18 protein-coding genes are annotated in these 20,036 nt (G+C 39.7%); all 18 read left to right on the plus strand.

Annotation, left to right across the window (positions count from 1 at the left end):
* Positions 1-19 precede the first annotated feature (19 nt).
* The 18 genes from ACO08I_RS24425 to ACO08I_RS24510 all read left to right on the plus strand — a co-directional run bounded on the left by ACO08I_RS24425 (position 20) and on the right by ACO08I_RS24510 (position 20,029).
* The gene (locus ACO08I_RS24425) at positions 20-658 is read left to right on the plus strand and encodes an outer membrane beta-barrel protein (RefSeq protein WP_421947378.1); all 639 of its coding nucleotides are present in this window, start codon (positions 20-22) and stop codon (positions 656-658) included.
* Positions 659-761: 103 nt separating this feature from the next.
* Positions 762-1,262 carry a DUF4190 domain-containing protein gene (locus ACO08I_RS24430; protein WP_421947379.1) on the plus strand — a complete coding sequence of 167 codons (501 nt, stop codon included), beginning with the start codon at positions 762-764 and terminating at the stop codon, positions 1,260-1,262.
* 346 nt (positions 1,263-1,608) lie between these two features.
* The gene (locus ACO08I_RS24435; protein ID WP_421947380.1) at positions 1,609-1,980 is read left to right on the plus strand and encodes a hypothetical protein; all 372 of its coding nucleotides are present in this window, start codon (positions 1,609-1,611) and stop codon (positions 1,978-1,980) included.
* 14 nt (positions 1,981-1,994) lie between these two features.
* Positions 1,995-2,642, plus strand: coding sequence for a hypothetical protein (locus ACO08I_RS24440; RefSeq protein WP_421947381.1), 648 nt, complete (start codon positions 1,995-1,997; stop codon positions 2,640-2,642).
* 470 nt (positions 2,643-3,112) lie between these two features.
* The gene (locus ACO08I_RS24445; protein ID WP_421947382.1) at positions 3,113-4,564 is read left to right on the plus strand and encodes a tyrosine-type recombinase/integrase; all 1,452 of its coding nucleotides are present in this window, start codon (positions 3,113-3,115) and stop codon (positions 4,562-4,564) included.
* A gap of 192 nt (positions 4,565-4,756) precedes the next feature.
* Positions 4,757-5,179: a hypothetical protein gene (locus tag ACO08I_RS24450; protein WP_421947383.1), complete on the plus strand. Its 423-nt coding sequence runs from the start codon at positions 4,757-4,759 to the stop codon at positions 5,177-5,179.
* Positions 5,167-5,460 (plus strand): hypothetical protein, encoded by a 294-nt coding sequence (locus ACO08I_RS24455; protein ID WP_421947384.1) that lies wholly within the window; start codon positions 5,167-5,169, stop codon positions 5,458-5,460. Before ACO08I_RS24450 ends, ACO08I_RS24455 begins: the two co-directional genes overlap by 13 nt.
* Before the next feature lie 903 nt (positions 5,461-6,363).
* A complete protein-coding gene (locus ACO08I_RS24460) occupies positions 6,364-6,504 on the plus strand; it encodes a hypothetical protein (protein ID WP_421947385.1) in 141 nt (46 codons plus the stop codon).
* A gap of 3,233 nt (positions 6,505-9,737) precedes the next feature.
* Entirely contained in the window at positions 9,738-9,965 is a 228-nt protein-coding gene (locus ACO08I_RS24465; protein WP_421947386.1) for a hypothetical protein, read from the plus strand.
* A 656-nt stretch (positions 9,966-10,621) separates the two neighbouring features.
* Positions 10,622-10,858 carry a hypothetical protein gene (locus ACO08I_RS24470; protein ID WP_421947387.1) on the plus strand — a complete coding sequence of 79 codons (237 nt, stop codon included), beginning with the start codon at positions 10,622-10,624 and terminating at the stop codon, positions 10,856-10,858.
* A 390-nt stretch (positions 10,859-11,248) separates the two neighbouring features.
* A complete protein-coding gene (locus ACO08I_RS24475; RefSeq protein ID WP_421947388.1) occupies positions 11,249-11,854 on the plus strand; it encodes a hypothetical protein in 606 nt (201 codons plus the stop codon).
* Positions 11,855-12,220: 366 nt separating this feature from the next.
* Positions 12,221-14,380 (plus strand): T9SS type A sorting domain-containing protein, encoded by a 2,160-nt coding sequence (locus ACO08I_RS24480; RefSeq protein WP_421947389.1) that lies wholly within the window; start codon positions 12,221-12,223, stop codon positions 14,378-14,380.
* A complete protein-coding gene (locus tag ACO08I_RS24485; protein ID WP_044230248.1) occupies positions 14,377-15,081 on the plus strand; it encodes a hypothetical protein in 705 nt (234 codons plus the stop codon). The genes ACO08I_RS24480 and ACO08I_RS24485 overlap by 4 nt, the downstream gene beginning before the upstream one ends.
* 728 nt (positions 15,082-15,809) lie before the next feature.
* Positions 15,810-16,037, plus strand: a complete 228-nt coding sequence (locus tag ACO08I_RS24490; RefSeq protein ID WP_421947390.1) for a hypothetical protein — start codon at positions 15,810-15,812, stop codon at positions 16,035-16,037.
* 72 nt (positions 16,038-16,109) lie between these two features.
* Positions 16,110-16,847, plus strand: coding sequence for a hypothetical protein (locus ACO08I_RS24495; protein ID WP_421947391.1), 738 nt, complete (start codon positions 16,110-16,112; stop codon positions 16,845-16,847).
* 1,636 nt (positions 16,848-18,483) lie between these two features.
* The gene (locus ACO08I_RS24500; protein ID WP_421947392.1) at positions 18,484-18,696 is read left to right on the plus strand and encodes a hypothetical protein; all 213 of its coding nucleotides are present in this window, start codon (positions 18,484-18,486) and stop codon (positions 18,694-18,696) included.
* Positions 18,697-18,766: 70 nt separating this feature from the next.
* A complete protein-coding gene (locus tag ACO08I_RS24505; RefSeq protein ID WP_421947393.1) occupies positions 18,767-19,339 on the plus strand; it encodes a hypothetical protein in 573 nt (190 codons plus the stop codon).
* A gap of 117 nt (positions 19,340-19,456) precedes the next feature.
* Positions 19,457-20,029 carry a hypothetical protein gene (locus ACO08I_RS24510; protein ID WP_421947394.1) on the plus strand — a complete coding sequence of 191 codons (573 nt, stop codon included), beginning with the start codon at positions 19,457-19,459 and terminating at the stop codon, positions 20,027-20,029.
* Positions 20,030-20,036 lie beyond the last annotated feature (7 nt).

The following is a 20,036-nucleotide window of genomic DNA, read 5'->3' on the forward strand; positions in this document are numbered from 1 at the left end:
TTATCAGACTGAACAGCCTATGTTTAGCTGTCAGCTTGGCGCGCAGGTTTTCAGGTATGGCGTACAGGCAGGCATTGGTATTGAGCAGTTCAATAACGGGGAGGAGGTAATGCGGCAGGATTTTGAAGTTTCCTTCCGGCCTTTACTAACGGTAGGAGGGCTGGCAGAGATGAGCTTTCGGGAAGTGCCGGTGTTTTTTGGGTTAGGCTTGAATTTAAATCGCGCTCACCGGGTATACAGTCGGGGATTTGACTCGGATTTTGCATTCGGGCTGACTCGAGTTGAAGAGTACAGGGACCGCAGAACGTATTTTCTTACGCTTCCCTTATCAGCAGGTTTTCGGGAAGGCCGGGTGTCGGTCAGTTTTGGCATACGAATGCTGTACACACTAAGTACGAACAACCGCAACTCCACGATTACCTACGAATACATTGCCGTCATTCCGTCGGAAACCCTTCCGCTTCGGGAAATCGACTATATGCCTTTTCACACCGAGCCCTTTGTAAAGGCAAGTTATGCCCTCAATGCTGGCTGGGAGGCTTACGGTGCTATCTTCCGGCACAATAGTAATCCCGATTTTGAGAGTATACACGCCCGGTGGCGGTATGTCTTGGGGGGCGTGTATTATTTGGGGAGCCCCGCGAAGGACAAGCTTTAGCGTAGATCAGCCAGGGAGCTTTCAGCTGCAAGGCGTCTCTTGAGACAACAGACACTGAAATTAGTTTCAAAACCGCATTTTTCACCAATTAACATCAATCAACATGAGTCATCGTTTAACGCTGATTGGCATTTTTGCCATTTGTTTTATTTTCAATTCCTTTAGAGGGCATGCTGCTGTAATGCCGGCGGTTGATACTGGTGATCGCCCGGCATCGGTATTTGACCTTAGCCCGGAATCTCTGGTCAGTAAAAGCAAGAGCGAGTTGCAGGCTGAGATAGGGAGGAAGCTGACCTTGAAAGAGAAAATCGCTTTAAAATTTGTCAAGAGGAAACTAAAGAAAAATAAGGATTTAAGTCCCAGAGGGGCGTTAGAACAGGCTGAAATAGACGGACTGGCCATTGCAGGGTTTGTTACCGGCCTTGTGGGGATATTCATTCTCGGTATCATTCTGGGAACTTTAGGGATTGTCTTCAGTGCTATAGCGCTAAGCAGAATCAAAAAAGAGCCGGAAGTGAGGACTGGGAAAGGTTTGGCAATAGCAGGATTAGTGCTTGGTATTATTTCCGTTTTGGGGGCGCTTATCATCATTGCAGCAGCGTAGACCTTGCAGCCAGCAGTAATTTCCCGGGGCAACAAAACCATTAATAGAGTTTATTAACGCAAATTTTGTATGTCTCTGAATGGTCTTTTTCACCAGCTCTGCATCTCGTCCTCACCTTCGTAGCTTAGGCTACGAGGTTCCGGGCGTTCTTTGATCTGGCAAAAAATACTCATCCATACCCTATACAAAACTTACCTTAATAAACTCTAATGAATATCAATATTATTCCCAGAAACTTACCGACCGGGGTACGGCCTTCGATGATAAGCCTTTTGCCGTTGTACTTCGCGGGCATTGGGTGAAGGTGGCTTATGGTGGGGTAGAAGGTTTTGTATTTGATGCTTATTTGTCCAGTTGGGCACCCCTGTCTGATCCAGGGGTGTTCACCAGCGTCTCTGATTACTTTAAGCAAGTATGCGATACCGCTATTTATCTGGAACGAAGAGATACCGTGACCACTTTAGGTACGGAGAGGATCGTGTTCAGTAATGGAGCGTATGTATCTTCCTATTTTCACACCGGAGGGTTTGGGTTTCAAATGAATCTGCCCGAATACTCTGTTGAAGAAGCCTACCTGCTGCTCCTGCATCTAAACAAGCAGGTTTCCGGTATCATTCAGGATGAGAATGGGGAAATCCATGTGGGCTGGAATGCCGGAGGCTTTACCATAGAAAGCTACAGGGGCATTGTCCTTATTTCCGGGGAATGGGCTTGCTGAAGCTGATTAGGAATATGGTAAATCTTCGGGCAGTAATCGTATTGCACACCGGAGCCTTACTGTTGCTAACCGGGTGCAAGGTAGGCTCCGGTCAGGAAGGAAGCCCCTATCCCGCGTATCACAGGTCATTTCACAAGGTCGAAGCGCTAATAGATTCGGGGGATATTGCTGCTTCCCTAGACCTATTTGAAGTGATCATTCAACCGGTTGATTATGTACCGGCATACGATTACTTCACGATTTCGAGAGCAGCGTCGAAGGCTTCCAAATGCAAATTAGCAGCTACTTATTTCAGAAAAGCACTGGCACAGGGGCTGGAATATGAAAAAATACGAGCACTGAAGGACCGAATGGGCACAAAAGCTTACAACCGGATGTATGGATTCGCAACAGCTTGCAGCAGTCAGATAGAAGCCGTTGCTCAGGAACAGCACAACATTCAGCATCCCTACTTTGACAAAGCCTACAAGCAGGCTATTGAAGATCTTTTTCAAAAAGATAAGGCGTACAGGGGAGAGGGCGTACCGGTTCATGACCTAGTAAGAGTAGATTCTCAGAATATCAGTACACTACTCCGGCTAATTGAGCAAAATGGATTTCCAAATAGTCGGGTAGTAGGTCATGAAACCAGTATGCATGCTTATGTCATATTATTACACTAGGATAATGACGAAGAAAATAAAAGGCTGAAGCCCATACTTGACCAAGCCTACCACAATGGCTATCTGGGCCCCAAAGGAATTGCCTGGATTGTAGACAGGAGGCGGGCCTGGGGACCTAAAAAGCAGGCTCCTTACTATTATTTCCTAAATAAGGAAAGTTATAAGTACTTGTCCTTTGAAGAAAAAAGAGCCGTAGACTTCAGGAGAGATTCAATAGGACTAAGTCCGCTGGAGTGACAAAGAGATTCCAACGTAGCATCTTTATTCACTATTGATGACTCAGTTAAGTGTTCCTTACAGGCACTATTTCCAGTCTACAAAACCCTATATCTGTTTTTAACGGTTAATAACGGCTGTTAACGGTTAAAGACGGCTATCGTTGGCGTAAACACTTAAAATGCTTGATACCAGTGAATTATAAGGTTATGTTTGGAGGTGTTATTTGATAATTGACCTTCAAATTTGGTAAAATGAGCAATTTTTCAGCAAGCAAGGAAGCAAATATTCAGGTTCGTTTATTCCATCACCGGGGCGGGAAGTATCTCCGCATTGATTTCAAGCAGTATGACAGTAATGCAAAGTACCGTTGCAAGCAGATAGAAGGCTATCGGTACAGTGCCACGCATAGTTGCTGGTACTTTCCCTGCACTTCGGGTACAATCACAGCGTTGCGGTCAGCGTTTCCGGGATTATCCATAGCCTCGTCCGTTCTGGAGGAGATGAATTTAGAGACCAGTGAAACCCCTCCGGCCCCTGCTATCCGGGAAGAGAAGATGGCGGTGTGGGTCTCCCGCACTGCAGGAAGGAAGTTCAAGATCGAGATGCCCGAGGTGAGGAGCGACTGGGCTTCCAAACTAGAGATCATACCCGGTTGGCACTTTGACACGGCTGGGCAGTTTTGGCTTTTGCCCGATAACAAAGAGAGTATTCGGTTATTGTTTTCGCTATTCGGTCAGCATTTGGAACTCACGCCTGAGGTTCAAGCCGATTTTGCCCCCCGCTCACGTGGGCGGGAATCCGATAGCATCAGCCTACCCAAGCCACAGCGCGTGCGTTGGCGCCCCAGTACCACTCTGCCCCCCATGCACGAAAAAGCACTGCTAGCCTTTGAAGAGCAACTGCTCATAGAGCGGATGAGTTATGCGACGATGAAGAGTTACCTCAATCATTTTGCCCGGTTTCTGTCCCATTTCCCGCAACGCGAAGCCAAAGATATCAGTCCGGATCAGATACGAGACTACGTTGTACACATTGTAAAAGCAAGGGATTACTCCGCATCTACGCAGAATCAGATCATCAATGCCATCAAGGCCTACTACGAAAAGGTGCTTAAGTATCAGCGTCAGCTCTACAAAGTCAGCCGCCCAAAAAAGCCCCTGAGGCTGCCCTCCATTTTAACCCGTGAGGAAGTCCGTCAGCTCTTTGACGCCACACCCAATCTCAAGCACCGCTGCATATTAATGCTGATCTATTCTGCCGGTCTCCGCATCAGCGAAGCCGTCAATTTGCGGGTTCGGGACATCAAGAAGAGCCGCAAGTGCATATTCATTCGTGATGGCAAGGGCAGTAAAGACCGGTATACCGTTCTTGCGAACAACGTCATGCCCGTATTGGATCAATATTTGAAGCAATACCACCCCAAGCTATACCTATTCGAGGGGCAGTCAGGCGGAGCCTACAGCAAGCGCAGCATTCAGGCTTTCTTCTGCCGTGCACGCGACCGGGCTGGCATCAATCCTGATGTGACGGTCCACTCTTTACGCCACAGTTTTGCCACGCACAGTCTTGATGCCGGTCAGAACCTCCGTTACATACAAGAAGCGCTGGGCCACAATGATATTAAGACGACGGAGCGCTACCTGCATGTGTCTTCTGATGCCTTAAGAAGCCTTAGCAGCCCTTTGGATGACCTGGATCTGTAGTGCTGTCCCTGGGGGTGTTTTTGGTATATTACGCCTCCGCAATTTAACACATTAAATCTGAGTGTATATGGTTGGTGTTTTTGTGTTTCGGAGGTTGGTTTTGTTGGGTTTTTTGGTGTATCTTTTGGGGGTAAACCGGGAGTTTTTTTACACGCAATACTTCGTATTGCGCTGAGTTAGCATCAATTGAAAATGAAAAAAATTACCATTATATTAATCATATTTTTCACAACTTCTTGTATAGATGTAAATAAGCTTGTTGAAGAAATTGCACAAGATAAAATGATGGAATCAGAACATATTGGTTTTATTGGAGAAAAAAGTGAACAATATCAAAAATTTCTGAAGCTTAAATCAAAAGCGAGTGACGAAAAACTAAAAGGATTGACAACCCATGAAAATCCGTTAATAAGAACTTATGCATATAAATCACTAATTGAACGAGAATTAATTAAACCATCAAAAGCATTTAATGATGCCCTACAAGACAATGAAAGCTTTTCAAAGATGAGTGGTGACCAAATATTGGTCTCAGATATTTGTACAGAAATATATTTTGAAGCAGTAAATTTCTATCCAGATTCTGAGACAGACATAAAAAAATGGATAGTTTAATATTGTATAAGTTAGATGAAAATCATTTTTTGCAATACATTGCTCTGAAAGACAAAAAGCATGATGAAAAATACAATGATAGAATCAAAGATTTGGCAATAGAGTTTCATAATTCATCTGCAATCTTTTACATAGCTGAAAACAATATTGAAATCGACAAATCGAAATTCAAGGAATCAATAAAATTGACTATTAAAAAAGGTGGAATTGGGACTGGACCGATAAAAGAGTTAAATAAAATCCTCGTTAATTTTGACGATGAAGATAGGAAAGAAAACTGATGCTAACAATGGCTACATGCCATGCCGGTAAAAAACTTTCGAGAAGAAAATAGAGATGAAAAACCCGCACAGTCAGCAAAAGCCAAGCTGCGCCAATTTGCTCTTTTGCTGCCAGCGCTAGCATTTGTGAAATGGAAACTGAAATGGTAATTTTAGAATCCGGCACGGCACGTAGCCGGGCCGTTGGGCGCACTCCATTCTGGGAATAAAAAACTGATAAACAAATGATTAGAGATTAAGCCTGCCTTTGAAAATCGGGAATAATTGGTTTTTGGAACCCGAGTTTTGTTTGTTACGGTCAATTGAATGTATAGCCCAATTAGGCAGGCAAAAAAATGGAAAATAGAGTTGTTTTATCGGGTAATCCGTTGTCCCGAATAATTGAGATCCTTAACAATATCCGCTCCCTGTCATCGAAAAAGGAAATCGAGTTTTTTGGAGAGATTTTGCGTTTAGGGCCTCAATACGGGAAATCAAGAATTTGGGTAAACCATCGAATTGAATAGGGGATAAGGTCAAGGATTTGAACCTTTCACCGAATAAGAGTCTGATCAAATTGAATCGGGTTGTCGAGAATCAAGTTGAAATTTTAGAGATTGAAAATCAGTAGATTGAATTGGTCAACTTGAATTGAGATCGACTTGAAAAACTGGAATTTAGCCGAATCAAATTGAAGACTGGAGATTAGAAATTTTGATCAATTTGGGAGATTAGTCTTCAAGATCAGGAATTTGAAACCGGTAAATTGAGATCAGTTTTCAAGATCAATTTGAGATCATCAGAATTAGGGAATCGGTTCAAAATGATTGAGAAATCAGTAGAAAAGGCCCTTTTGAAGTATCCAGAATCGGTAAAACGGTCGCTTTTTTAGGTTTACAACGAATAAAATGGAAGCGCCCAACAATGGCTACACACAAGCTGGGTAAAAATCTACGATTGAAAAATCAGAATGAAAAGCCCGCTGCAGTCAGCAAAAGCCAGGCTTTGCCAGTTTCGCCTTTTGCTGCCTGCGCTAGTATTGGTGAAATCGGACGAAAAGAGTAAATTTAGAATCCCAGCCTGCGCGTAGCCGGGCCGTTGGGTGCACTCCATTTTGGGGATAAAAAGCTGATAAACAAATGATTAGGTAGAAAGCCTGCCTTTGGAAATCGGGAATAATTGGTTTTTGAAACCCGAGCTTTGTGTGTTACGGTCAATTGAACGTATAGACCAATTAGGCAGGCAAAAAAAGGAAAATAGAGTTGTTTTATCGGGTAATCCGTTGTCCCGAATAATTGAAATCCTTAACAATATACGCTCCCTATCGTCGAAAAAAGAAATCGAGTTTTCTGGAGAGAGTTTACGTTTAGGGCCTCAATACGGAAAATCAAGAATTTGGGTAAACCGTCGAATTGAATAGGGTAGGAGGACAAGAAATTTTGAACCTTACACCGAATAAGAATCTGATTAAATTGAATCGGGTTTTCGAGAATCAAGTTGAAATTTTAGAGATTGAAAATCAGTAGATTGAATCGGTCAACTTGAATGTGAGATCAACCTGAAAACTGAAATTTAGCCGAATCAAGTTGAAGACTGGAGATTAGAAATTTTGATCAATTTGAGAGATTAACTTTCAAGATCAGGAATCAAAACCGTAAATTGAGATCAGATTTCAAGATCAATTTGAGATCATCAGAATCAGGGAATTGGTTCAAAAAGATTGAAAAACAGTTAAAAACGGCCCTTTTGAAGTATCCAGAATTGTTAAACCGGTCGCTTTTATAGGTTTACGAAGAATAAAAATGGAAGCACCCAACACAGTGCAGCCGACAATACTCCGCTGCGCTGCGTACTGCGGCTGCACGTTCCCGTTGGGCGCACTCCATTTTGGGAATAAAAATCTGATAAACAAACGATTAGAGATTAAGCCTGCCTTTGAAAATCGGAAATAATTGGTTTTAGAACCCGAGTTTTGTTGGTTACGGTCAATTGATTGTATGACCCAATTAGGCAGGCAAAAAAATGGAAAATCAGTATTTCTATCGGGTAATTCGTTGTCCCGAATAATTGAGATCCTTAACAATTACCGCTCCCTGTCATCGAAAGAAGAAATCGAGTTTTTTGGAGAGAGCTTGCGTTTAGGGCCTCAATACGGAAAATCAAGAATTTGGGTAAACCGTTGAATTGAGTAGGGTAGGAGATCAAGAAATTTGAACCTTTCACCGAATAAGAATCTGATCAAATTGAATCGGGTTGTCGTGAATCAAGTTGAATTTTTAGAGATTGAAAATCAGCAGATTGAATTGGTCAACTTGAATCAGGATTATCTTGAAAAACTGGAATTTAGCCGAATCAATCGAAGACTGGAGATTAGAAATTTTGATCAATTTGGGAGATTAGTCTTCAAGATCAGGAATTTGAAACCGGTAAATTGAGATCAGTTTTCAAGATCAATTTGAGATCATCAGAATTGAAAATCGGTTCAAAAAGATTGAAAAATCGGAAAAAACGGCCCTTTTGAAGTATCCAGAATCGGTAAACCGGTCGCTTTTTTTAGGTTTACGAAGAAAAAAATGGAAGCGCCCAACAATGGCTACATGCCATGCCGGTAAAAATCTTCGAGAAGAAAATTGAGATGGAAAACCCGCGCAGGCAGCAAAAGCCAGGCTGCGCCAGTTTCGTCTTTTGCTGCCTGCGCTAGCATTTGTGAATTGAGACGAAAATGGTAAATTTAGAATCCGGCACGTCACGTAGCCGGGCCGTTATGGGGTACCGCATTAGAATTGGCATTCTATGGAATTGAAAATATGAATTGTCCCGCCTCGAAAATGAAAACTCAGAATCGGGTAATTGTCCAGAAATCGAGAACTCGAGTTCCAAATCGAGTAATTGAAATTTTGAAAGGCGGGTAAAGGTCCTGTCGAGTATTGCATTTTTTACGGTGAATCGGACAGAAAACGAAAAATTTGGATTCTTAAGATTAACCGGGCCCATCTTGAAAAATGAGATTGGTTTTTTCAGAAGGAGTTTGAGTTTAGGCGGCTTTTGAATAAAAACCAAGAATCAGAATTTCGTCCAAAAACAGAATTTGGGAATCAGGAATCTGGAGATTTTGAAACGGAGAACGTTGATTGAATCAATTTGACAATCTAAGATCAGAGATCAAAAACTCAAGATTTGGAGAACCTGAAACTAATTTTGATGAATTTGGGAGATTGAATCCAGTAAATTGAAGAGATCAAAAATCAGGTTGAATCTTCTGGAAATTGAGGCCTGAATCCTGAACCAGATTGATTATCGTCCGATTTTTGGTTGATTTTAGATTCAAGAAGATCAAATTAAAGAATCAAGATTTTGAAATTGAATCGACTGAAAATCAGCAAATTGAAATCAGTTGAAAAGAATTGAACAGCCGCCTTTTGGTTTATCCAGAATTTGAAATGGGCCCTTTTTTTGAAACGGTGAAAAGAATAAAGCGGCAACCCATAACAATGGCTACATGCCATGCCGGTAAAAATCTTCGAGAGGAAAATGGAGATTGAAAAACCCGCGCAGGCAGCAAAAGCCAGGCTGCGCCAATTTCGCCTTTTGCTGCCTGCGCTAGCATTTGTGAATTAAGACGAAAATGGTAAATTTAGAATCCGGCACGTCACGTAGCCGGGCCGTTATGGGGTACCGCATCAGAATTGGTATTCTATGGAATTGAAAATATGAATTCTCCCGCCTCAAAAATGAAAACTCAGAATCGAGAATTGTCCATAAATCGAGAACTTGAGTTCCAAATTGGGTAATTGGAATTTTGAAAGGCGGGTAAAGGTCCTATCGAGTATTGCATTTTTTACGGTTAATCGGACAGAAAACGAAAAATTTGGATTCTTAAGATTAACCGGGCCCATCTTGAAAAATGGGATTGGTTTTTTCAGAAGGAGTTTGGGTTTTGGCGGCTTTTGAAATAGAAATCAGGAATTTGAACCTTGTCCAAAAACAGAATTCGAGAATCAGGAATCTGGAAATTTTGAACAGGGAAACGTTGATTGAATCAATTGCACAACCAAGATCAAGAACTTTGAATTTGGAGAACCTGAAACTGATTTTGATGAATCTGGGAAATCGAATTGAGTAAATCAGAGATCAAAAATCTGGTTGAATCTTCTGGAAATTGAGATCAGAATCCCTGAATCAGGTTGATTCTCGTAAGATTTTTGGTTGATTAGAAATAAGGACCGATCAAATTGAAGAATCAGAATCCTGAAATTGAATCAACTGAAAACCAAGAGGTTAAAATCAGTTGAAAAGAATTGAACAGCCGCCTTTTGGTTTATCCAGAATTTAAAATGGGCCCTTTTTTTGAAACGGTGAAAAGAATAAAGCGGCAACCCATAACAATGGCTACACTCAAGCTGGGTAAAAATCTACGATTGAAAAAAGAGAATGAGAAGCCCGCTGCAGTCAGCAAAAGCCAGGCTTTGCCAGTTTCGCCTTTTGCTGCCTGCGCTGGTATTGGTGAAATCAAACGAAAAGAGTAAATTTAGAATCCCAGCCTGCGCGTAGCCGGGCCGTTATGGGGTACCGCATTAGAATTGGCATTCTATGGAATTGAAAATATGGATTCTCCCGCCTCAAAAATGAAAACTTAGAATTGGGAATTGTCCATAAGTCAAGAACTTGAGTTCCAAATCGTGTAACTGAAATTTTGAAAGGCGGGTAAAGGTCCTGTCGAGTATTGTATTCTTTACGGTGAATCGGACAGAAAACGAAAAATTTGGATTCTTAAGATTAACCGGGCCCATCTTGAAAAATGGGATTGGTTTTTTCAGGTGAGATTTACGTTTAGGCGGCTTTTGAAATAGAAATCAGGAATTTGAACCTCGTCCAAAAACTGAATTTGGAAATCTGGAATCTGAAAATTTTGAACAGGTAAACGTTGATTGAATCAATTTGACAACCAAGATCAAAAACTCAAGATTTGGAGAACCTGAAACTGATTTTGATGAATCTGGGAAATCGAATTAAGTGAAATCAGGAATCAAAAATCAGGTTGAATCTTCTGGAAATTGAGACCTGAATCCTGAATTAGGTTGATTGTCGTGAGATTTTTGGTTGATATGAGATAAGAACTGATCAAATTGAAGAATCAGAATCCTGAAATTGAATCAACTGAAAACCAAGAGATTAAAATCAGTTGAAAAAATTGAATAGCCGCCTTTTGGATAGTCCAGAATTTGAAATGGGCCCTTTTTTTGAACCGGTGAAAAGAATAAAGCGGCAACCCATAACAATGGCTACACACAAGCTGGGTAAAAATCTACGATTGAAAAATCAGAAAGGGAAGCCCGCTGCAGCCAGCAAAAGCCAGGCTTCGCCATTTTCGCCTTTTACTGCCTGCGCTAGTATTGGTGAAATCAAACGAAAAGAGTAATTTTAGAATCCCAGCCTGCGCGTAGCCGGGCCGTTGGGTGCAAGCCCTACCGGGGGGAGCCATCCCGCCCGCCCGGCACTGCGCACATCCTCGCCCTTGGGGGCTCTTATGTGCGGCAATTGCTCGGGCTCACAGCCAACCCGCCCTGCACCCAACACAGGGCTACACACAATGGAGGTAAAATCCTAGAAATGAAAAAGGTGAATCAAAATCCGCACAGCCATCAAAAAGCCAAGCTTCGCCAATTTCGTCTTTTTGCTGTCTGTGCTGTATCTTTGAAATAAAAAGGAGAGGGTTTGTTAAAAAATCCCCCACTGCGTGTAGCCTAGCCGTTCGCTGCTATTATGAAAAGCAAGTAAAAAAATCTTAATTTGGGGTAAATAAAATTACATGAACGACTTGTTAGATATAAAATTATCAAATATCGATAAGTTAAAATGGCTGCCATTTGTAGGCAGTGAATATTTTAATAATTCCTGTGATAATCGGTTGATGATAATTGGAGAAAGCCATTATTTGAGTGAAAAAGATTTCTCATCAGGAATGGACAAAAACTTAAGCTTAACGAGAGATATTGTTGATTGGATTGGAATTAAGAAGAATTATGGGAGGACTAGATTTTTCCAAAATTTGTATCTAGCGTTATTTCAAAAAGATAAGATAGATCTACCAAGGTTTTGGGAAATGATTTCATTTTACAATTTTGTACAAAGACCAATGAAAACGAGAAAATCAAGACCATCAGCTAATGATTTTATAAATGGTTGGGAAGTTTTTTTTGAGTTAGTGGAAATTCTAAAACCTAACAAATGTATATTTATTGGCACGAGTGCATCTAAGTATCGAAATACAGCTATTTCAAAATCTAATTTTACAATAGTAAATTTCAAAAAAGCGGAAAAAATAAGTCGAACTCGTCCGAGAATATTGACGATCAAAAATAAAGCTAAGTGTATGTTTGGAGGTGCACTTCGGCTGATAACCAAAGCCTTGTGAACAGTGGCGTCATGGAAAAATACTTATTTGACCCGCCAAACGCGCATTTTTCCATTTAGCCATAACCACAACTCTTTGATTATCAACTCTCGTTTGCTCCAAACATACACTAATGAGGAGACGGAAATAATCTTCATCCAACATACAAGTCAATTTTTTAGCTGGTCAAAATGGAATAAGTTTCTTAATGAATATATCAAAAATGATATAGAGCAGATTAAGCTAAAAACCAGAAAAGAATAAAAAACAGCAGCGAACAAAGTGCAGCCGACAATACTTCGCTACGCTGCGTACTGCGGCTGCACAACCCGTTATGTCCAATTATGAACAATATTGAACTAATTTTTAATCAAAAACGGTCATATTATGAAAATCAAAAATGGACCTTTCAAGCAATGCATTCTAGTAGGATTGATTGCTTTGACAAGTACTTCGCAATCTTTTGGTCAGGTTATCACGAGAGTACTATCTCCAGAAGATGAAATTGAGAACTACATCCCATGGTATAACTCTGACGAAGAGATTCCAATAATCAATGCCCCTTTCGTAGATGTCGAAGCGGTACTTCAGGCGGATCAACAAACCGGGCGAGAAATGCCAAGGATAGGTATCAAGCAGGAAGTAAATTATACTATGGAAGATGGACAGTTGATAGAAAGAGAGAATTATTCTTTATGGAGCTTGACATTGCGGAGTGTAAACGCGAAATCAATGAGTGTTAGATTTGATGGATCTAATTTACCCGAAGATGCGGTCATGTTTCTATTCAATAAGGAATCAAGGTTTATTGTAGGACCTATTAAAAATAGTAACTTCAGAAATGGAACTTTTAGGTCAGATTATTTAAATGGCGACCGAGTAAATATCTCTTTATTTATTCCTGGTATAGAGGCTAGTGAAATAGTATCTGTTAATTTAACATCATTCGATCATGGTATTATTTCTTTTCGAGTCTTTGATGATGACTTTGAGGATTCGGAACCATGTAACGTAAATGTTACTTGTGAACAAGGGGTTGGATGGGAATGTCAATCAGAATCAGTTTGTAAGATAATTCACAGCTCTATAGGTTCATGTACAGGGTCATTAGTAAACAATGATTGTTGTGATTTAACTCCTTTTGTGCTAACTGCTGATCATTGCATTGCGGATTTTCCTGTTGATGATTATCTATATAGGTTTAATTATCAAAGCCCCCAATGCGAACCAAATGGTGAGACTTCTCCCTCCCAATGGATAACGTATTATGGAAGTGATATAACAGCAGGTTGGGTAGGGACTGATTTTGGTTTGGTGGAATTATTTGATAGACCTACAAGTGGCATGTCATTTGCAGGATGGGACAGAACAAATCAAACTCCTCCTAATTCTACTTTTATACATCATCCTAGTGGAGATGTAAAGAAGGTGACATTTGATAGCGGTGTCAGTACCCCTGCAGGAAATTTTTATGATTTTAATTTAACGCCTGGTGTAAATGGGGACTTTGGCACACTAGAAGGTGGGTCATCTGGATGTCCTAAATATAATCCTGATCAAAGGATAATAGGTCAGCAGAGTGGTGGGGTTCCTCAAACTATTCTTTGTACAACTACAAATAGTGCAAATGAAGATGGTAGGTTTGATATCTCGTGGGAGGGAAATGGCACACCTGATTCAAGACTAAGAGACTGGCTGGGAGCATCAACAAACCCTAATACAATGGATTGTATGGAGCATCCCTTTGTAGAAGGGCCGGGTACGTTATGTAGTGGTCCTGAAACATATGCCCTGATTAACAATATGCCTTGTACTAAATCAATCACTTGGCGAGTTGAACCAACAAACTTATTTACATCGCCAGTTAGTGGGACTGGAGATATAGCAGTAATTACGGGAAGTCTTATTAACTCCGGCTCAGCAACTCTTATTTATACACTATCAGCCGAGGGATGTAACGATGCCGAAGTAGAGTATGACCTATTTGTAGGAAGACCATGCACTTTTGAATTACACTCATTTCCGACTGAAATATGTATTGGCGAACAGGGGGAGACATTTTTAAATCTCTTTGAGGATTGCCTGGGTAATTATTCGTCCATTGAATGGGATTTTTATGGCGCTATTTCAGGTTATGGATACGATAACAAAGGGAGGTATACAGGCATAACAACAGGATATGGCTATGTCTGTGTTACGGTAACAAATGATTGCGGTTCAAAGGAGGTATGTGACCGAATTCTTGTCAAAGACTGTGGTGGTGGGTTTGGATTTAGGAATTCCAGATCAAACCCAGATGTAGCGGAATTAGAAGCAAATATTTCCCCCAATCCAGCGAATGATTTTGTTGAGGTAGTGTGTTCAGGTTATGTATCTGGTGCAAGGATAACAGCTAGTTTAATTTCTGCAGATGGCAAATTGGTAGAAACGATTGAAGAGTATTCCCATAGCTTCAAAGTGGATATGGCTGAATTACCCTCTGGTCTTTACATTCTGCAATTAAATGTAGAGGGAATGGTTCTCTACGAGAAAATAGTTAAGCTATGAAAAAGGTGGTTTTAACTATTGCAGCTATATTTGTCATTCAGTTGGTATCCTGCCAAACAGAATTTATTGGTGATTGGATAGTAAGTATAAATGCTGGTATAGGAGAAGATGATAAAAGACTATTCGATTACTCAGAGAAAGAGTCACTACTCGCCATGCAGCCCGAATTTTGGGGTACTTATCATATGGGATTAGGTGCCAAAAGAAAAGTTTGGCAAGGTAAGAGGTTCAGCAGCCTTATAGGTCTGGGAGTGAATTATGAAAACTCTACTTTCTTAAGACCTTTTGATCAAGGACACTTTGGGGACCGTAGAAGAATATTATTGTTAACCGACAAATATGAAAAGGTTCTAGCACGGTTGTCTTTATTAACCTGCTACGAATTAGGAAGTCATTGGCTAATTTCAGCGGAATTAGCAAGCAACCTTATTGTTTTTAGGCATATTGCGAATACTACTGTTAACAACTCGAATTTTTTTCCTTATTCAGAAAGCACTTTTGAGTTGGATGAGATTCAATTAAGGTTAGGAGTGATTTACAAGGTTGACAAGTTTATAATAGGTCTCCTTCCAAGGATGGTCTCCTTTCAGAAGATTGATAGGATTATCTTCAATCACATTTTAAAAGACCCTAGAACTGATCAAAAATGGGAATGGCATAATCCATTGCGTTTTGACTTGACAGTGGGGTATACATGGTGAAGACCCGAAGAAAGACGCGAATTAAACTGGACATAACATAGCATAAAACGGCAAGTGGGGCTAAACGCCCCACCTGCGTTTATGCGGGCCGTTATGGGGTACCGCATCAGAATTGGCATTCTATGGAATTGAAAATATGAATTCTCCCGCCTTAAAAATGAAAACTCAGAATCGAGAATTGTCCATAAATCAAGACTTGATTCCCAATCGGGTAATTGAAATTTTGAAAGGCGGGTAAAGGTCCTGTCGAGTATTGTATTTTTTACGGTGAATCGGACAGAAAACGAAAAATTTAGATTCTTAAGATTAACCGGGCCCATCTTGAAAAATGAGATTGGTTTTTTCAGAAGGAGTTTGAGTTTAGGCGGCTTTTGAAATAGAAATCAGGAATTTGAATCTCGTCCAAAAACAGAATTTAGAAATCTGGAATCTGGAAATTTTGAACTGAAAAACGTTGGTTTGATCAATTTGAAAACCTAAGATCAGAGATCAAAAACTCAAGATTTGAAAACCTGAATCTGATTTTGATAAATCTGAGAAATCGAATTGAGTAAAATCAGGAATCAAAAATCAGGTTGAATCTTCTGGGAATTGAGACCTGAATCCTGAATCAGGTTGATTATCGTGAGATTTTTGGTTGATTAGAGATAAGAACTGATCAAATTGAAGAATCAGAATCCTGAAATTGAATCAACTGAAAATCAAGGAGTTAAAATCAGTTGAAAAAATTGAATAGCCGCCTTTTGGTTTATCCAGAATTTGAAATGGGCCCTTTTTTTGAATCGGTGAAAAGAATAAAGCGGCAACCCATAACAATGGCTACACACAAGCTGGGTAAAAATCTACGATTGAAAAATCAGGAAAGAAAGCCCGCTGCAGTCAGCAAAAGCCAGGCTGCGCCAGTTTCGCCTTTTGCTGCCTGCGCTAGTATTGGTGAAATCGAACGAAAAGATTAATTTTAGAATCCCAGCCTGCGCGTAGCCGGGCCGTTAGCGGTCATCCAATAGAATAAAGAAACCAAAGAAAAAATGAAATATTTAAAAAAATCATTCTTGATAGTATCGTTCTCTTTAATTTGTTTTCTTAATAAGGCATACACAATTGATAATTACCAAGTCGGTGATTCTTTATATATATGGGCAAAAAATGGGTTGAAACTCTGGGAGGAACCTAATATTAAATCTGAACTAATTGAATCAATTCCTTTCGGTTCGAGGATAATAGTGGATGAAAAGACTTCGAAATCGTTTAATGTAAAAGTAAATGCCGAAATTTCAAATGACTATACCTCAGATTCAACTCAACCATTTATCCTAAAAGGTAATTGGGTGAAAGTAAAATGCCTGAAATCAGGGAAGATAGGCTATCTTATTGATCAATATCTGCTAAAGGCAAAACCTATACTTAAAAACCCAAATTATCAATTGTTGTTAATTGATGAAGAATATACATTGGACACCATTTATTACAATATTACTATTCCAAACAAAGAGGGTGTCTATCGAAAAATAAGAAAAGAATATATAGGGGGGATTACCGTAACTGAAACAATGACAGAAAAGGGTATTTTCAAAACCATTCAATTAAAAAATTACTCAATTGAAGAAGCCTATGTCCTAATCGGGAGTTATTGGATAGATTCCAATCTTTCGAGACTAATCAAGAATTGGAGGGAGAAATTGATAATATATGATGGTGGCATGTGTGAATATTCCTATTCCTTAATAGAAAATATTGTGACAGTAGAAATAATTTGTTCCTGTTGATCAATTCCCAAAGATTCTTTGAAAAAGGACGACCGCTAACAATGGCTACATGCCATGCCGGTAAAAATTTTCGAGAGGAAAATGGAGATTGAAAACCCGCGCAGGCATCAAAAGCCAGGCTGCGCCAATTTGGTCTTTCGCTGCCTGCGCTAGCATTTGTGAAATGAAATGAAAATAGTAAATTTAGAGTCCGGCACGTCACGTAGCCGGGCCGTTCACAGACAATCGCGCAACAGAAAACAGTATCTGTAAGAATTTGAAATGAAAACTTGTCCCCGCCTAAAAAAGGTAAATGCCTGATTATCAGTATTCAGAAACTGGGGATGAATTGGTTAGTCCATTGGAGAATTGATCTGTTAAGGCGGGGCAAAAGAGATTTCTACAGTTTTATAGTTGGTTTAGGAGAATCATGATAGCCCGAATTGAAGATTAGATCAAGCGTTACCGCGGCCCCGTTGAATGGAAATAAAAACGGTATCAAGAAAGGAGTCCGCGTCCAGGGGGCTTATGAAAATCAGACGGTAAATGAAAATCAATGAGCAAATAAGGTTTCATGCCCGAATAAGATGGAATCTTAAGGGTTCGCAGGTGCATTGAATAGATTTAGCAGGAGAATAATTGAATGATTTCCATTGGGTTAAGTTGGTTTTTACGGGCGATAAAATAAATGAGGGTATCAGTTTTGCCTGAAAATCGGTTATCAAAATCGGAGAATTGGGTAAACTTGGAAAAAGCCCCCTTATCTCGTCTCCGAAAATAGAAAGATGGCCGCTTGTTATGGTAAAATCGAATAAAACGCGAATGCTGTGAACATTGGCTACACACAAGCCGGGTAAAATCCTCCATTGAAAAATTAGAAAAAAGAGTCCGCTGCGGCGGGCAAAGCCAAGCTACGCCAATTTCGCCTTTGCCCACCGCAGCTATTTTGGTGAAATGGGATGAAAAGATTATTTTCAGGAATCCCGGCCTGCGTGTAGCCCGGGCCGTTGGGCGCACTCCATTTGGGAATAAGAATCTGATAAACAATTGATTAGAGATAAAGCCTGCCTGTGAAAATCGGGAATAATTGGTTTTTGTAATCCGAGTTTTGTTTGTTACGGTCAATTGATTGCATAGCCCAGTTAGGCAGGCAAAAAAAATGAAGAATCAATATCTCTATCGGTTAATCCGTTGTCCCGAATAAATGAGATCCTTAACAATTACCGCTCCCTATCATCGAAAAAGGAAATCGAGTTTTCGGAAATGAGTTTACGTTCAGGGCCTCAATACGGAAAATCAAGAATTTGGGTAAACCGTCGAATTGAATAGGGTAGGAGGACAAGAAATTTGAACCTTTCACCGAATAAGAATCTGGTCAAATTGAATCGGGTTATCGTGAATCAAGTTGAGATTTTGGAGATTGAAAATCAGTAGATTGAATTGGCCGACTTGAATTTGAGATTAATCAGGAAAACTGAAATTTAGCTGAATCAAATTGAAGACTGGAGATTAGAAATTTGGATCAATTTGGGAGATTGACTTTCAAGATCAAGAATTTGAAACCGGTAAATTGAGATCAGTTTTCAAGATTAATTTGAGATCATCGGAATTGAAAATCGGTTCATGAAGATTAAAAAAATCGGTAAAAACGGCCCTTTTGAAGTATCCAGAATCGGTAAACCGGTCGCTTTTATTAGGTTTACGAAGAATAAAATGGAAGCGCCCAACAATGGCTACACACAAGCTGGGTAAAAATCTACGATTGAAAAATCAGAATGAAAAGCCCGCTGCAGTCAGCAAAAGCCAGGCTTTGCCAGTTTCGCCTTTTGCTGCCTGCGCTAGTATTGGTGAAATCGGACGAAAAGAGTAAATTTAGAATCCCAGCCTGCGCGTAGCCGGGCCGTTCGCTGCTATTAAGAAAAAAAACAAAACAATAAATAATGTACGAAAGACAAAACAAGAACGATATAATTTTAAGAATCCGACTAATTGGATATAAAGATAACGTTGATGCCAAATTGCTTATTCAAACCTTAGATAGCATAGAAACAGCAATTTACAGAGTTGAGAGAGAAATAATCCAAGAAATGAAAGAAGAACAAATAATTCCCAAATTTGCAGGAGACGCTTGTTTAGAAAGGTTAAGGAATTTTAGACATAATAGATTTCTTCTAAAAAATGCGGACAAAGGCTCAATAATTTTGGAAGGGGCATTAGCTGCAACATTACTATGGGTATTAAAGAATACTCTTGGAGAAATGGCAAAAGAAGGATTTAAAGAAAGTTCTCTTTACCTACAAGGAAAAGATAAAGTTAGGGATAGTGTAAATTCAATGACATCAAAATTGTATGAATACATAAGGAAAGAAATGTTTTCTCGCAAAAGAAGATTCAGATTAAAGCAACCAGAAGAAAAAACTCTTGATTTAGAAGTTCTCGATACGCAGAAAGAATATGATGAATTAATCCTAAGGTCATTAGGTGAAGAACTTGACGAGAACGATAATTTTTAGGCATGGCGTTTAAGCGTTTAACACTTATAAATTTCTTAGTTACATTTATTTAATGAATTTAGGTCGAGAGATGCAATCTCGAAAGAGACTCTCTCGACCGCTTTTAAACTAAAAAAGATGTTAGAAAACTTAGACCCAAAAGTAATTGCTGCTATAATAGCTGCTGTAACATCTTTAATTACCTTCATTGTCACACAAATTCTAAAATCACCAATTGAAAAAAGACTTCACAAATTCAAATTGATAACTGATTTTGAGAACGAGCAAAAAAGTAAAATAAAATCAGTTTTATCGACACATAAAGTCCCATTAATTCAAGTTGGGGAGAAGTTAAATGGAAGATTAAAGAATCTGATGAAAAATCATGAATTGAATTGGCATCATGTAAATGGAGATTATGTAGGAGACCACTATTACTTCAAGTCTTTTATATATAGGATTCTGTCATTTCTTGCTTGGACAAAAATCACAGAAAAAAGTTTGATTTATTTAGATACAACAATCGCAACGAGAGAGGATTTAAACCTGATAAAATATTTAAAAGTAATTTACCGATGTCTCCAGTTTGGAAAACTGACAAAAGAATCAGAAGATAGATATGAAAAATTGGGAGGTGATGTAATTTACAGAGATAAATTGGATGAAATGGCAATCTCGTTAATTAAAGAAGAGGGTGTGACGGATTTTTGATGTACAG

Origin of the sequence: Phaeodactylibacter xiamenensis (assembly GCF_965229835.1) — a bacterium.
Classification (GTDB): Bacteria; Bacteroidota; Bacteroidia; order Chitinophagales; family Saprospiraceae; genus Phaeodactylibacter; species Phaeodactylibacter xiamenensis.